We start from the raw sequence: 15,585 nt of genomic DNA, 5'->3' as shown, positions 1-15,585 counted from the left end.
TCAGGCAGCACTTTCCAGCAGACGGGTGCGATCGTTCTCAACGCGGGTCACATGGTCCGCCTTGATGTAGTAATCGCGGTTGTAATTGAACGTGTGGATGATGATGGCGGCCATCATCGCGACGAAGCTCACGCCGGCCAGCAGCCACATGTTCCAGATCAGGGCGAAGCCTACCACGGCGGAGAGGGCGGCGATGATGAAGCCGGCGCCGGTGTTCTTCGGCATGTGGATGTCGACGAAGCCTTTCAGCGGACGCTGGTAGCCGTTCTTCTTCATGTCGGCCCAGGTGTCGTTATCGTGCACCATCGGCGTGAACGCGAAGTTGTAGTCCGGTGGTGGCGACGAGGTCGACCACTCCAGCGTACGGCCGCCCCATGGGTCGCCCGTCACGTCGCGCAGTGCGGCGCGGTTCTTGAAGCTGACGTAGAACTGCATCAGCATCGAGCCGATACCGCCGGCGATCATCACGGCGCCAATGGCGGCCAGGATGAACCAGATGCGCAGCGATGGATCGTCGAAGTGGCTCATGCGGCGGGTCACGCCCATCAGGCCCAGCACGTACAGCGGCATGAAGGCCAGGTAGAAGCCGATGCTCCACAGCCAGAACGACCACTTGCCCCAGTAGCTGTCGAGCTTGTAGCCGAACGCTTTCGGGAACCAGTAGTTGATGCCGGCGAACAGGCCGAACACCACGCCGCCGATGATGACGTTGTGGAAGTGGGCGATCAGGAACAGCGAGTTATGCAGCACGAAGTCCGCTGGCGGCACGGCCAGCAGCACGCCCGTCATGCCACCGATGACGAAGGTGATCATGAACGACACGGTCCACATCATCGGCAGTTCGTAGCGGATACGGCCGCGGTACATGGTAAACAGCCAGTTGAAGATCTTGGCGCCGGTCGGGATCGAGATGATCATCGTGGTGATGCCGAAGAACGAGTTGACGCTGGCGCCCGAACCCATGGTGAAGAAGTGGTGCAGCCACACCAGGTAGGACAGCACGGTGATCACGACGGTCGCATAGACCATCGAGGTGTAGCCGAACAGGCGCTTGCTGCAGAAGGTGGACACCACTTCCGAGAAGATGCCGAACACGGGCAGCACCAGGATGTAGACCTCGGGGTGGCCCCAGATCCAGATCAGGTTCACGTACATCATGGCGTTGCCGCCCAGGTCGTTGGTGAAGAAGTTGGTGCCGAACATGCGGTCCAGCGACAGCATGGCCAGCACGGCCGTCAGCACGGGGAAGGCAGCGACGATCAGCACGTTGGTGCACAGCGCGGTCCAGGTGAAGACAGGCATCTTCATCATGGTCATGCCAGGGGCGCGCATCTTGACGATGGTGACGATCAGGTTCACGCCCGACAGCAGCGTACCGACGCCGGCGATCTGCAGCGACCAGATGTAGTAGTCCACGCCCACGTCGGGGCTGGCCAGGATGCCCGACAGGGGCGGATAGGCGAGCCAGCCGGTACGGGCGAATTCGCCCACGAACAGCGACACCATGGTCAGGCCGCCGCCGAACACCGCCATCCAGAACGAGAAGTTGTTCAGGAACGGGAAGGCCACGTCGCGCGCGCCGATCTGCAGCGGCACCACGTAGTTCATCAGGCCCGTCACCAACGGCATGGCGACGAAGAAGATCATGATCACGCCGTGGGCGGTGAAGATCTGGTCGTAGTGGTGCGGCGGCAGGAAGCCGGTGGCGTCACCGAACGACAGGGCCTGCTGGGCGCGCATCATCAATGCGTCGGCGAAGCCGCGCAGCAGCATCACGAGGCCGAAGATCATGTACATGATGCCGATCTTCTTGTGGTCGATGCTGGTCACCCAGTCGCGCCACAACGTGCCCCACAGGCGGTATTTGGTGATCAGGCCGAGGACGAGCATGCCGCCCAGCGCCACCATGGTGAAGGTGCCGAGCAGGATGGGCTCATGGAACGGGATCGCATCCCAGCTCAGCCGGCCGAGTAGGAGCTTGGTCAGGTCAGTATGGTCTTGCATTGTCGGTCTTCTGCGAAGTGGGAGGGGTAACGCAAATCTCTGCGCCGTTCAGGGCCACGCGGCCATCCTTTTCAGGGGCGGCGTTCTTTTGCGCGTCGGCCGCCATCATGGCGTTGATGCAGGTGCTGCCATCGGCCACGCAACGGTTCACGACTTTGCTGAACAGTTCAGCATCGACGGCGCCGTAGTGGCGCACCGGCTCGCGCTCGCTCGGCTCGGCCAGCTGCTGGTAACCAGCGCGGGTCAGTTCGCCACCGGCGGACTTGGCCGACTTGATCCAGTCGCCGAACTCGGCCTGGCTCACGCCGCGGTACTTGAAGCGCATGTGCGAGAAACCGGCGCCGCTGTAGTTGGCCGAGAAGCCTTCCCACTCGCCGGGCTTGTTGATCACGGCGTTGAGCGTGGTCTGCATGCCGGGCATGGCGTAGATCTGGCCGGCCAGCGCGGGGATGTAGAACGCGTTCATCACGGTCGAGGCGGTGATCTGGAAGCGCACGGGCACATCGACCGGGGTCACCAGTTCATTGACCGTGGCGATGCCCTGCTCCGGATAGATGAACAGCCACTTCCAGTCCAGCGCCACCACCTGCACCACCAGCGGCTTGACGTCGGCCGCCACGGGGCGGTTGGCGTCCAGGCGGCTCAGCGGACGGAACGGGTCGAGCAAGTGGGTGCTGATCCAGGTCAGCAGGCCCAGCACGATGATGATCAACAGGGGCGCGCCCCAGATCACCAGTTCCAGCTTGGTCGAATGGTCCCAGTCCGGGTCATACTTGGCCTGGGTGTTGCTCTGGCGATAACGCCAAGCGAAGAGGAGGGTCAGTGCGATTACCGGAACGATAATCAGCAGCATCAACAGCGTAGCGACAACGACAAGGTGTCCCTGCTGAGCAGCAATGTCACCGGAAGGATTCAGCACCACCGTATTACAGCCGGCCAGGGCCAGCAGGGGGAGCAGCATCAGTCCGCGACGAACGGTCGGAGATATCATGCGGTTTTATGCGTTACACAAAGTGGAGAACATGCTACTGTAACGGTAACGGCTCGCTCTGGCGATTGGACACTTTGCCCCACCCCCACGGGCGTGACCGTCTATCAAAACGACATAGAGACGACAACCATGGCAAATACGACTACCTTCGGCGGCAATGGCCGCGTCGACTATCCACCGCGTCATACCGACAGCGGCGCCCGCAACATCAATTCGCGCGACGGGCATATCGCCCCCGGCGAGATCGCCATCGGCGTCGTGATCGGCAGGGCTTCGGAATATTTCGACTTTTTCGTCTACGCCATCGCATCCGTGCTGGTGTTCCCCTCCATCTTCTTCCCGTTTGACGGTCGTCTCGAAGGCACGCTGTACGCCTTCACCATCTTCGCCTTCGCCTTCATCGCCCGCCCGTTCGGCACGCTGGCGTTCATGTACATACAACAACGGTTCAACCGCGAGACCAAGCTCACCCTGGCGCTCGTGCTGCTGGGCGCCTCCACGGCCAGCATCGCCTTCCTGCCCACCTATGCCACGCTGGGGCCGCTGTCCATCCTGCTGCTGTCGGTGGCGCGCGTGGGCCAGGGCGTGGCGCTGGGCGGCTCGTGGGACGGCCTGCCCTCGCTGCTGGCGCTGAACGCGCCGGCCAACAAGCGCGGCTGGTACGCCATGCTGGGCCAGCTCGGTGCGCCGGTCGGCTTCATCCTGGCCGCCGGCCTGTTCTCGTTCCTGCTGTCCACGCTGGACAATACGGACTTCCTCGACTGGGGCTGGCGCTATCCGTTCTACGTGGCCTTCGCCATCAACGTGGTGGCCCTGTTCGCCCGCCTGCGGCTGGTGTCGACCACGGAATACTCGCGCCTGCTCGATGAACGTGAGCTCGAACCGACCAATGTGATCGAGATGTCGCACAGCCAGGGCCGCAACATCCTGATCGGCGCGCTGGCCGCGCTGGCCAGCTATGCCCTGTTCCACCTGGTGACGGTGTTCCCGCTGTCGTGGATCAACCTGTATTCGAGCCGTTCGATCGCCGACTTCCTGCAACTGCAGATGGGCGGCGCGGCGCTGGCCGCCGTCGGCATCGTGATCTCGGGCCTGATCGCCGACCGCTTCGGCCGCCGCAGCACGCTGGGCGCCCTGGCCGTGATGATCGGCGTGTTCAGCGGCTTCGTGCCCATGCTGATGGATGGCGGCGCGCTGGGCCAGAACGTGTTCATCCTGACCGGCTTCTGCCTGCTGGGCCTGTCGTACGGCCAGGCCGCCGGCGCCGTGACGGCCAACTTCGAAGCCAAATACCGCTACACGGGCGCGGCCCTGACCTCGGACCTGGCCTGGCTGGTGGGCGCCGGCTTCGCGCCGCTGGTGGCGCTGGGGCTGTCGGCCCACTTCGGCCTGGCCTATGTCAGCCTGTACCTGCTGTCGGGCGCGGTCGGTTCGCTGGCCGCCCTGAGTCTGAACCGGGCGCTGGAAATCCGCGACTAAGCAAAGGCTAGCCCGCAACACGGGGAGGGTCGCCTGACGGGCGCCCTCCCCGTTTTGCCATGTGACGCGAGGCTGCCCACCCGCGGCCGGCGCCGTATCACCTGGCACCGTTGTTTATCAGCAACAGCTTAATGTACATCAATTTCTTGTCTTATAAGTAATTACGCGCCCCCTCCCCCATTCCCGCCTTCATGTAACTGAACAATTATTGGCGCGACGTCAAGCACTTGTTGATCGCTAGTCAGTGGCCATCGCACCACCGGGCGGCACGGGAAATCGGCTACACTGCCCCGTTTCCCAGAATTACCACCAACAGGCGGTGACGCTCGCCGGTGCCTCAAGATGACAAAACCATTGCCCTCGCCCGAGCAGCCGATGTTCTTTGTGCGGCCATCGCAGCTGGACCAGATGCGCGATCCGCTGCACGCCAGCTGGAACCGTGAACTGGCCGCCAGGGAAGCGGCGCCCGCGGCGGACTTCAATCTGGCCGAACTGATCGACTTCAGCAAAATGAACGAGGTGTTCGCCAGCTACCTGGAGGTGATCGGCTTGCCGGTGGCGATCATCGACTTCAACGGCGTCGTGCTGGCTTCGTCGAACTGGCAGCGCCTGTGCATGGAATACCACCGCAGTAACGAGAACACGTTGGGCCGCTGCCTCGAGAGCGACACCAGCCTGTCGCGGCAAATGCAGGACGGCACCAATTACGCCATCTACCGCTGCAGCAACGGCTTGACGGACTGCGCCTCGCCCATCATCGTCGACGGCCAGCACATCGCCAACCTGTTCATCGGCCAGTTCTTCCTGCAGCCGCCGGACCTGGCCTACTTTGAAGCCCAATGCGCCCGGTTCGGCTTTGAGCGCGAAGGCTATTTCCGGGCCCTGGCCGAAGTGCCCATCGTGGCCGAGGAACGGGTGGCGGCGATCCTGAAGATGCTGGTCGGCTTCGCCAATTTGCTGGCCAGGCAAAGCCTGGCCGAACACCGGGCCCGCACCGCCTTCCGGGACGTCGAGCAGCAAGTGGTCGAGCGTACCCAGGCGCTGGCCCGCAGCGAGCAGCGCATGCGCTCCATCATCGAGCTGTCGCCCATCCCCAAGGCGCTGTGGACGGCCGATGGCCACACTTCCTATGTCAACGCGGCCTTCGTCCGCAGTTTCGGCTATACGCTGGCCGAAGTGGCGACGGCCGACACGTTCTGGGAACGCGTCATCCCCGAGCCGCAAGCGCGGGCCGCCACCGTGGCCGCCTGGCGCCAACGGATGGAGGTATCGGTGGCCAAGGGCTTGCCGTTCCAGCCGACCGAACTGACCCTGACCTGCCAGGACGGCGACGTGCGCACCGTGATCGCCGAAGCCGTCGTCATCGGCGACGACGCCGGCCACGACGACAGCCGCCTGACCGTGTTCTACGACATCACGCAACTGAAACGGGCCGAATCGGCGCTGCGCGCATCGAAGGAGCGGCTGGAGGCGGCCGCCTCGGCCGGCATCGTCGGCATCTGGGACTGGGACGTGGTCAACAACCGGCTCGTGTGGGACCAGGTCATGTACAAGCTGTACGGCTTGCGCGAAGGCGATTTCGGCGGCGCGTTCGAAGCGTGGGCCGCCTCCATCCACCCGGACGACCGCGCCTACGCGGAGCAGGAAATCCAGGCCGCGCTGCGCGGCGAGCGCGCCTACGCGATCGAATTCCGGGTCCTGTGGCCGGACGGCTCGACCCATTACCTGAAGGCCGTGTCGCAGACCACCTTCGACGCGCACGGCAAACCGCTGCGCATGACGGGCGTGAACTACGACACGACGGCGCAAAAGGAAATCCAGCTGCAGCTGGACAAGCTGGCCTACTACGACCTGCTGACGGGCCTGCCCAACCGCCGCCTGCTGGAAGACCGGCTGCAGCAGGCCGTCGCGCTGGCCCAGCGCAAGCGGCGCAAGGTCGGCGTGCTGTTCATCGACCTGGACCGCTTCAAGCCCGTCAACGACCGCTACGGCCACGAGGCCGGCGACTGGCTGTTGAAGCAGGTGGCCAAGCGCGTCAAGGCTTGCCTGCGCGCGTCGGACACGCCGTCACGCCTGGGCGGGGACGAATTCGTGGTGCTGTTGCCGGACGTGCTGGGCGCGCAGGATGCCGTCAGCGTGGCCGAGAAGATACGGGCCAGCCTGGAACAGCCCTTCCGGATGGACGACGGCAAGCTGCTCGACATCTCGTCGAGCATCGGCGTGGCGCTCTACCCCGAGCACGCCGACGATGCGCGCAAGCTGCTCATGTGCGGCGACCTGGCCATGTACAAGGCCAAGCAAGGGGGCCGCAATGCCGTCGTGGCCAGCGCCTGACCCCGCCCTCACTCATCGAGACAGGCATCGGCGCCGACGGCACGCCTGGGCGCCCCATACCACTGGAAGTTGTTGCGCCCCCGTTCCTTGGCCCGGTACATGGCCACGTCCGCGTGCTTCATCACGGTCATCAGCTCCGTGCCATCGTGGGGGTAGCAGCTGATGCCGATGCTGATGGTGACGCTGATCTGGTGCTGGTCGAAATGGAAATTGGGCGCCATGGCCGCCATGATCCGGTTCGCCGTCCGGTTGACGGCATCGGCCTCCGTCTGCTCCGTCACCAGCACCACGAATTCATCGCCGCCCAGGCGCGCCACCATGTCCGCCTGGTGCACATTGGCCGTCAGGCGCGCGGCCACTTCCTGCAGCAGCTTGTCGCCGGCGTCGTGCCCGAGCTCGTCGTTGATGATCTTGAAGCGGTCCACGTCGATGAACATGAGGGCGAACGTGCCGCCCTCGATGGCCTTGCGCGACAGCAGATCGTCGAGCGCCTCCATGAACATGGCCCGGTTCGGCAAGGCCGTCAACTCGTCGTAGAAGGCGCGCCGCTGCAATTCCTGCTGGTTGCGCTTGCGCACTTCGATATTGTTCAGGGCCGTCAGCACGCATTCCTGGCCGTCGTAGCTGATGCACTGGCAGGACATCGAGGCCCAGAACGGGATCCCGTGCGCGTCCTGCAGCCGCACTTCCCAGTCCTCGACGCTGCGATGCTGGCGCAAATGGGCAAACAGGGTATCGCGGTCCTCGCTGCGCAAATAGAAGTCGGCCGGGCGCGACAGGGCCAGTGCGGTGGCCGTCAGCTTGAATTGTTTCAGCGCGTGCTCATTGGCGAACAGGATGGTGTTGTCGCTGGTGCGCACGATCACGATCGGTAACGGCGCGAACTGGAGCAGACCGCGCAATTGCTGTTCGCCCTGCCGCAGCGCGCTTTCCACCTGCTCGCTTTGCCGCACCATGCGACGCGAGAACAGGATGGCCGCGCCCAGCAGCAGCGCGACACCGACGAACAGCGCGGCCAGCAAGATGAATTCCGTGGTGCGCGCGGCCTGCCCCAGCGTGGAGGAGAAGTCATCCTCGAGCGGGCGCAGGCGCTGGTTGATGGCGTTCAGCTCGCGCAGCTGGGCCAGCACCACCGCCTCATCGGTCTCGCCCCGCTGCACGGAAGCGCGCACCTGATGGGCCAGCGCCATCAGCTCGTCGATCATGGCGTCGCCGCGGGTCCAGATGCCGATCACCTTGTCGATGTCGGGAATATGGCGGAAATGGCGGAACAAGCCGATCATGTCGTCGATGTCGGCCGGCTGGTTGCCGCCCCGGAGGAAGCCGGCCCGCGCGCGCGCCAGGTCCGGCGCCGGCTGTTCCAGCTCGAGCCGGGCCTGGCGGTCGCCCAGGATCAGGTCCAGCGCCGCGCGGTAGCTGTCATAGTCGGCCTCCTGGTGGTAGTGCGTGTAACGCTCCAGCGCGAACACGGCATCCTTCTGGGCCTTGGACCACAGGCCTTCACCACCGACGTAAGCCCGCCCGGCCGACAGCAAGCCGATACCGTAGTAGGTGAACAGCAGGACCAGCACGATGATGGCAGAGAACAGCCACGCGATCAGGATCAACCGGCGGCTCTTGATGCCGGTAGCAAGCGCCGGTTCGATGTGCAGCGGCTCCGCCATAGGGTCACTTTATTGAGGTCGCAGCGGTCGCGCGCGTGCGGCTGGCTGCTCAGCACACATCGTACTCCGATCACGCCCGGCGCGTCATGTACAACAAGTACAGGGAAATTTGCTACTAGCAAGATGAGAATAGCAGGTGGCCGCCCCGCCAATATTCACACATTCTCACATTCTCCCATTAACAACCCTCACCTGCCGGCGCCATGCCGCCAGCGCGGCGACCACGGCGTCGGGCCGTTCCACGTGCAGGAAGTGGCCCGTGTCGCTGAAGATCACGCGCCGCACGCCAGCCTCGCGGGCGATGCTGTCCTGGTTCAGTTGCCAGGCCACGCGCATGGCGTCGCTGTCGAGTCCGGGCGGAAAGTCGCGCATCACGCTGCTGCTGAGTACCACGGTCGGCACGTGCGGCAGCGGTCCGGCGCGGCGCGCCTGCGCCAGCATGGCGTCGAAGCCCGCGTTTTCCGCCCGCAGCGCCGCGTACTGGCGCGGCCGCTGGCTGAAATCGATGGCGCTGCCGCGCACCGCGGCCGGCAGCCGGGCCGCCACCAGCGATGCCGGCTGGCCCAGCGCCTGCGGTATGCCCAACGGCGCCAGCGTATCGGCCATGGCCAGCAACCGCCCCAGTCCGGCGCGGAAGTCCCGGTACGCCGGCGACGCAAACTGGGCCGCGTAGTCGCGCCCCACGGCGTCCACGAAGGCCAGGCCGGCCACCTCGCGCGGGTAGCTGCGCGCATACAGGCCAACCAGCAAGCCGCCCATCGAATGGCCGGCCAGCAGGTAGGGGCCGTCGACATGGGCGGCGGCCAGCGCCTGGCGCAACTGCTGCACCATGGCCATGCCATCGCACGTGGCCGGGCCGTCATCGGACCAGCCATAGCCGGCCCGGTCGTAGCTGCATACCCTGCCCTGCGTGGCCAGCCGGGCCTGCACCAGCGACCAGTCCTGCGACCAGCCGCCCATGCCCGCTTCCAGCACCATGGTGGGGCCGCCCGCCCCCATGCAATGCACATGCAGCCGCTGGGCGCCGGCCACCACCAGTTGCCCCGGCGCCGGCCAGCGGGCGGCGCGCGCCACGTCCACCTGGCGCTGGACCAGCCAGGCAGCGCCCGTTGCGGCGGCCAGCAGGGAAAGCGTCACCAGCGCCGCGCGCAGCAAGGGCCGCGCGCGTCCGGGCGCCGGTCCCTGGGGACCGGGGTTGCCGCCTGCCGGCCGCCGCGCGTGGATGGCGTTTTTCTCTGCAAGATGGATCGCATGGTCGGGCAGCATGGATGCTCCTTTAATAATATACGAATACTGATACTATATCAGAACTCATACATTAAGGTGGCCAACGTGGATCCCGCGTGAAAAAACTTGCCCTACAGTCATTTTTAGGCAAAACTGGCTGCGCTTCATTTTCCACCACTTGAAAAGGATGCCCATGCCTACCCCACCCGCACGTTCCCGGATGTTCACCAGCCTGATCCTCGCTGGCCTGTTCAGCCTGGGATTGCAGGCGCCCGCCTTCGCGGCGGACGCCAAACCGGAAGCGAAAGCCGATGCCAAAAGCGAGATCGAGCTGCCGCCCCTGTCCGAGGACAAGAAAGTCCACCAATCCATCACCCTGAACGGCAAGGTGCTCCATTACGACGCCACCGTGGGCGCCATCAAGGTGCGCGACGCCAAGGGCAAGGTCACGGCGGAAGTCGTGTACACGTCCTATGTGGTGCCGGGCGCGGACGCCAAACGGCCCGTCACGTTCGCCTTCAACGGCGGCCCGGGCGCCGCGTCCGTGTACCTGAACCTGGGCGCCATCGGCCCCAAGCGGGTGCAGTTCGGCGACGCCGGCAACGTGCCGTCCGATTCGTCGGAGCTGAAGGACAACGCGGCCACCTGGCTCGACATGAGCGACCTGGTGTTCATCGACCCGGTGGGCACGGGCTTCAGCCGCTCGCTCGAGGATGCCGACAAGACCAAGGCCGATTTCTACGCCACCGAGCCGGACATCAAGTATTTGTCGCGCGTGGTGTATGACTGGCTGGTCAAGAACGGCCGCCTGCGCTCGCCGAAATTCGTGATGGGCGAATCCTATGGCGGCTACCGCGCGCCGCGCATCGCCTACCACCTGCAAACGCAGCTGGGCGTGGGCGTGAAGGGCTTGATCATGGTATCGCCGTACCTGGACCCGGCTGCCATCGGCGACGACACGGCCCTGTCGCCGCTGCCGTGGATGATCAACCTGCCCTCGATGGCCGCCGTGCAGCTGGAGAACCAGCACCGCCTGACGCCGGCCGCCATGCAGGAAGTGGAATCGTATGTGCGCCAGCAGTACGCGCTGGACCTGTTCGCCGGCCGCGCCGACCCGGCCGCCATCGGACGCCTGGTGAGCAAGGTGTCGGGCCTGACGGGGGTGGACGCGCAAGTGGTGGGCCGGCTCGATGGCCGCCTCGATATCGCCACCTTCCTGCGCGAAGTGCACCGCGCCGACAAGAAGATCGGCTCCATCTACGACGCCAACGTGACGGCCTGGGACCCGTTCCCGGAATCGGCCGACCGCAAGTCGGGCGACCCTATCCTGGAGGCGCTGATCGCGCCCACCACCAGCGCCATGGTGGACTTCATCACGCGCGAAGTGGGCTGGAAGACGGAGGCGCGCTACAACGCGCTGTCGTATGACGTGAACAAGGCCTGGGACCGGGCGGGCACGAGGCAGGACAAGCCGGTCAGCGACCTGCGCAAGGCCATCGCCAACGATCCCAACATGGGCGTGCTGATCGTGCACGGCTATAACGACCTGGCCTGCCCCTACTTCGCCTCGCGCCTGATCATCGACCAGATGCCGAAAATGGGCAGCTCGCCGGTGCGCTTGTCGGTCTACCCGGGCGGCCACATGTTCTACAGCCGCGACGCCTCGGCCCAGGCGTTCAAGCGCGACGCCAAGGCCCTGTACGGCCTGTAATCAGCGCAACTGGCCGGCCGCTTCGGCGGCCGGCACGTGATCGAGGTCAGGCCGGCGCCACGGATCGACGTGGGTCATCAGGTTCAGCACGCGGTGCCGTTGCAGCACGCGCTGGCGCGCCAGCACGGCGATATCGTGGCCCTGCTCCACGGTCAGCGTGGCGTCCACTTCCAGGTGGGCGTCGACCACGATCAGGTCGCCCATCTTGCGGGTACGCACGTCGTGCACGCCGCTCACGCCCGGCGTTTCCAGCAGCGTGCGGCGGATCGCCTCCACTTCCAGTTCATCGGCGGCGCGGTCCATCAAATCGTGCAGCGCGTCCCAGCCAAATTCCCAGCCCATCTTCGAAATCAGGAAGCCGACGATCAGCGCGGCGATCGGGTCCAGGATGGGATAGCCCATCAGGTTGCCGGCGATACCGATGCCCACCACCAGCGATGACGCCGCGTCCGAGCGGGCGTGCCAGGCATTGGCCACCAGCATGCTGGACTTGACGCGCGTGGCCACGGCCAGCATGTAGCGAAACAGCGTTTCCTTGGCCACCAGCGCCACGGCGGCCACCCACAGCGCGGCCACGTGCACCTGCGGAATGGCTTCCGGCTTTTGCAGCTTGGCGATGGCCGACCACAGCATGCCCACCCCCACGGCCAGCAGCAGCAAGCCCAGCGCCAGCGAGGCGGCCGTCTCGAAGCGCTGGTGGCCGTAGGGGTGATCCTGGTCCGCGTCCTTCTTGCTGTGGTGGCTGGCGAACAGCACCACGAAGTCAGCCACCAGGTCCGACAGCGAGTGGATACCGTCAGCGATCAAGCCCTGCGAGCGCGAGAACAGGCCGACGCCGACCTGGGTGCAGCTCAGCACCAGGTTGATGGCGACGCTGACCCAGGTGCTGCGGCTGGCGGCCGCCGCGCGCTCCTGCGCGCTGTGCGGGGATTCTTCCTGGTCGTCTTCAATCTGGTCAAATTTCATGGGTGCTGGGCTTTCTTGTTGTTCGGGCTACAGTGACACAGCCGCCATTTTACGACGGGACGGCGCGCCGCGTGGCGGCCGATGTCATTCCTGCAGCAGCACCGAGGCGCCGCGCGCCAGCGCGCCGGCCACCGCCAGTGCGTCCCAGTTGGTCAGGCGGATGCAGCCATGCGACTGGGTCTTGCCGATGTTGCCCGGCTCCGGCGTGCCATGAATGCCGTAATGCTTCTTGCTCAGCTCTATCCAGACCACGCCGACCGGGTTGTTGGGACCGGCCGCGATCATGGCCCTGGCGTCGCCGCGCCGGGCGTCCCAGAACAGCTTGGGGTCGTAGCGGTAGACGGGATTGCGCACCACGGCCGTCACCTTCCACTGGCCGTAGGGCAGCGGATCGTGCTCGCTGCCGGTGCTGGCCGGGAACTGGGCGAACGGCGTGCCGCTGGCGTCGAGCAGCGTGAGGGTGCCATCGGCGCGGCCCACCATCAGGGCCGTGGCCTTGGGCAGCGGGCTGGCCGCCAGCACGTTGGGCACCACCACCTGCTCGCCGGCGCGGTTCAGGTGCTTGCCGGGGTTGAGCCGCTTGAGCAGGGCCGGGCTGCAATGAAAGCGCTCGCCCAGCGCTTCGGCCACGTTCGCATAGCCCAGCGTGGGCAACCTGGCCTTGTCGGCCATGCTGGCGGGCGCCACCGCATACGGCCCCGCCGCATCCTGCGCCGTGATGATGTAGCTGCCCAGCACAGGCTCCTTGTCCTGCGCCAGCAATGCCCAGGTGGGGGCGTCGATCGCGCCCGTCACCTTCAGCTGGTGCAGCTTCTGGTAGCCGCTGATGGCGAGGCGCAGGTTGCGGCTATAGACGCCATCGATCTCGCCGGACGAGAAATGGGCGCGGTCCAGCAGCACCTGGGCGCGCAGCACGTTGGCGCCGCGCGTACGGGGACCGACGGTGGCGGTGGCGGGCAACTGGTTGATGGCGGCCGGGTTGGGCGCGGCGGCCTTCTTGTCCGGTGCGGCCAGCGCGGCACCGGACAGTGTGAGGCAGGCCGCCAATGACAACAAAAGACGTGGTGTTCTCAAGCGGGGTTCTTCTTGGGCGTACTTTCGGGAGGCAAGATTATGACATTGGACGCCCGGCCGGCGCCACCGCGCACGGCAATCGTGCGCACCCCATGGCGGGAGGACACAGGGGGAGTCCGCGTTTTTTCCCGGATTGACTACATCGCGCAATACCTTACTCATTCGCTGTAGCCACCGCTATTTCGTACTGCTTAGCGTCAAATAGCGTCACGAAACCATACTAAATGACGCTAACGAGATAGTGCCGTTTAGTGTGATTTAGTGTTGCCGGACTGGCAATTTTAGTAAGCGATAGAGCACTCCAGAGTCGTCTCCACCGCTATAGCGGCGTTTAGAAACGGCCGGCCCGGGCGAGCACCACCCCGCCTGCGCCGCGCGAAACCGGAATCATCAGGGCTGCAAGCCCGCCTGCTTGTCGCGGAAGAACGACCAGGCCTCCTCGGCGATCTCGATGTCGCCGTTCTGCGGCCCCAGCATCATGCGGTACATCCACTTCAACCGTTTGACCTTGCTCGGCTCCGTGTGGCCGCCCTTATCCACGCGGATCAGTGCCACCTGCAGCTTGCGGGGATCGGCGCCCCACGTGATGCGGGTGGCGCGCGTGACATCGGCCACGTCGCGGTGCGGGAATTCCATCGTCACGCCGGCGGCGGGCAACTGGGCCAGCTGGCGCCATTGGGCCGCCGCCTCCTCCACCGGCAGCACGGAGCCGCGCTGGCGCAGCATGGCAAAGCGGATATCGCCACCGGCATAAGGCACGATGGGATCGGCCGTGCCGGCCACGATCAGCGCCGACACGGGCGCCTTGGGCGCGGCGCAGCCACTCCTGGCCGCCATGGACGCGCCCACGGTGGCGAACGCCGCCAGCCGCGCGGGGCTCTCGGTGGCCATCCGGAACGCCATGATGCCGCCGTTGGACATGCCCATCACGTACACCCGCGCCGGGTCGGCATGGTACTCCGCCACGGCCTTGTCGATCAGCGCGTTGATGAAGCCCACGTCGTCGCTGCGGGGGTTCGAGATGGCGTCGGAACGGCAATCGTTCCAGCCCGTCTTGCCATCGCTGCCCAGCATGCCGTCCGGGGCCAGCACCAGCAACTGCTCGCGGTCGGCGATGTGCAGCCACACGGACAGCGGCGCGGCGATGCGCTCCCGCCCCAGCACCTGGGCGGCCGATCCGACATGGCCGTGCAGCACGATGACGAGCGGGTGGCGGCCCGGGGCCGGCTGGTCCGGCGTGGCCAGCAGGTAGTGGCGCGCCCCTTCGGGCCGGGCCAGTTCGTAGGAAGTGATCTGGGCGGCGCCGGCCACGTGGGCCACGCCAGCCAACAACCAGCCCGCGGCGGCTCGGAACAGGATGGATTTCACGGGATTGCGCCTTTCCTTGGTCCAACAGTTCCGGCGATACTGCCACAGAACACGGTGGCGGGCAATCGAACGCCCGCGCCCCGATGGTCCGCCGTGGTTAGCATAAACACACCAAATGCCGGACGAAGGCAAGACCGGATCGGCGCCCACTTGATCCGGCGATGGTTGTGGCGCCCGGTTGGGCGACACCGCGCTGCTATAATCGGCCGATGGGAATGACACGCACGACTCGCCTTTTCGCCGCCTGGATCGCCTGCCTGGCCATCCTGTTCGCCGCGTTCGCGCCGTCGATTTCCCACGCGCGCGCCGGTGCGCGCGGCGGTGCTGCCTGGATGGAGATTTGCAGCACGGCCGGCGCCAAACTGGTGGACATGGACGCGGGCCAGGGCCCGGACATGCAGCAACCGGCCACCGGCGTCGACACCTCGCACCTCGATCACTGCCCGTTCTGCTTCACCCATGGCGGCGCCCCGCTGGCCTTGCCCGGCGCCGAACTGACGCTGCCCACCTTCACGGCGCAAGCTAGCCATCCCTTCCTGTTCTACCACGCGCCACGCCCGCTGCCCATCTGGACGGCGGCGCACCCGCGCGCACCACCTTCCGCAACGGCCTGATCTCGACGGACGCTGGCTGAACAAGCGCCCGGCGCGCAGCCAGCCGTCCGTTCGCGCCCGCCCTCCACGCCCGCAACGGGTGGCGGCGGCATGCGATCCGGCGCGCCCAGCCGCGTCCCGCCCAAGAACAAACACGGACATCGTCCAAGGAAG

At 65.9% G+C, this 15,585-nt stretch carries 11 protein-coding genes; 4 read left to right on the top strand and 7 right to left on the bottom strand.

Translation table 11 applies throughout. The annotated features are described in order from the left end of the window. Both cyoB and cyoA read right to left on the bottom strand, forming a co-directional pair. Positions 1-2,004 carry a cytochrome o ubiquinol oxidase subunit I gene (gene cyoB, locus H3H36_RS12640; protein WP_182218036.1) on the bottom strand — a complete coding sequence of 668 codons (2,004 nt, stop codon included), beginning with the start codon at positions 2,002-2,004 and terminating at the stop codon, positions 1-3. Next, positions 1,988-2,995, bottom strand: a complete 1,008-nt coding sequence (cyoA, locus tag H3H36_RS12635) for a ubiquinol oxidase subunit II (RefSeq protein ID WP_182218034.1) — start codon at positions 2,993-2,995, stop codon at positions 1,988-1,990. Before cyoA ends, cyoB begins: the two co-directional genes overlap by 17 nt. Before the next feature lie 129 nt (positions 2,996-3,124). Between cyoA and H3H36_RS12630 the strand changes: the two genes are divergently transcribed. Further along, positions 3,125-4,474: an MFS transporter gene (locus H3H36_RS12630; RefSeq protein WP_182218032.1), complete on the top strand. Its 1,350-nt coding sequence runs from the start codon at positions 3,125-3,127 to the stop codon at positions 4,472-4,474. Between the two features lie 342 nt (positions 4,475-4,816). After that, on the top strand, positions 4,817-6,808 hold the full coding sequence (locus H3H36_RS12625) for a diguanylate cyclase (RefSeq protein WP_182218030.1): 1,992 nt from the start codon (positions 4,817-4,819) through the stop codon (positions 6,806-6,808). A gap of 8 nt (positions 6,809-6,816) precedes the next feature. On the opposite strand, the gene H3H36_RS27545 is transcribed toward H3H36_RS12625, so the two are convergent. Continuing rightward, the gene (locus tag H3H36_RS27545; RefSeq protein ID WP_182218028.1) at positions 6,817-8,472 is read right to left on the bottom strand and encodes a sensor domain-containing diguanylate cyclase; all 1,656 of its coding nucleotides are present in this window, start codon (positions 8,470-8,472) and stop codon (positions 6,817-6,819) included. A gap of 165 nt (positions 8,473-8,637) precedes the next feature. Continuing rightward, the gene (locus H3H36_RS12615; protein ID WP_182218025.1) at positions 8,638-9,738 is read right to left on the bottom strand and encodes an alpha/beta fold hydrolase; all 1,101 of its coding nucleotides are present in this window, start codon (positions 9,736-9,738) and stop codon (positions 8,638-8,640) included. A 154-nt stretch (positions 9,739-9,892) separates the two neighbouring features. On the opposite strand from H3H36_RS12615, the gene H3H36_RS12610 reads away from it, so the two are divergent. Then, on the top strand, positions 9,893-11,410 hold the full coding sequence (locus H3H36_RS12610; RefSeq protein WP_220459723.1) for a S10 family peptidase: 1,518 nt from the start codon (positions 9,893-9,895) through the stop codon (positions 11,408-11,410). Here the strand turns inward: H3H36_RS12610 and H3H36_RS12605 are convergent, their stop codons facing one another. From H3H36_RS12605 to H3H36_RS12595, 3 genes are all read right to left on the bottom strand, one after another. Next, a complete protein-coding gene (locus H3H36_RS12605; protein ID WP_182218020.1) occupies positions 11,411-12,376 on the bottom strand; it encodes a cation diffusion facilitator family transporter in 966 nt (321 codons plus the stop codon). It abuts the gene before it with no gap. Between the two features lie 84 nt (positions 12,377-12,460). Beyond that, a complete protein-coding gene (locus tag H3H36_RS12600; RefSeq protein ID WP_229219884.1) occupies positions 12,461-13,450 on the bottom strand; it encodes a L,D-transpeptidase family protein in 990 nt (329 codons plus the stop codon). 390 nt (positions 13,451-13,840) lie between these two features. Next, positions 13,841-14,818: a CE1 family esterase gene (locus H3H36_RS12595; RefSeq protein ID WP_311196629.1), complete on the bottom strand. Its 978-nt coding sequence runs from the start codon at positions 14,816-14,818 to the stop codon at positions 13,841-13,843. Positions 14,819-15,033: 215 nt separating this feature from the next. Between H3H36_RS12595 and H3H36_RS12590 the strand changes: the two genes are divergently transcribed. Beyond that, entirely contained in the window at positions 15,034-15,432 is a 399-nt protein-coding gene (locus H3H36_RS12590) for a DUF2946 domain-containing protein (RefSeq protein WP_182218016.1), read from the top strand. Positions 15,433-15,585 lie beyond the last annotated feature (153 nt).

This window comes from Rugamonas fusca (assembly GCF_014042365.1).
Classification (GTDB): Bacteria; Pseudomonadota; Gammaproteobacteria; order Burkholderiales; family Burkholderiaceae_D; genus Rugamonas; species Rugamonas fusca.
This window is presented reverse-complemented; position numbering and strand designations above follow the sequence as displayed.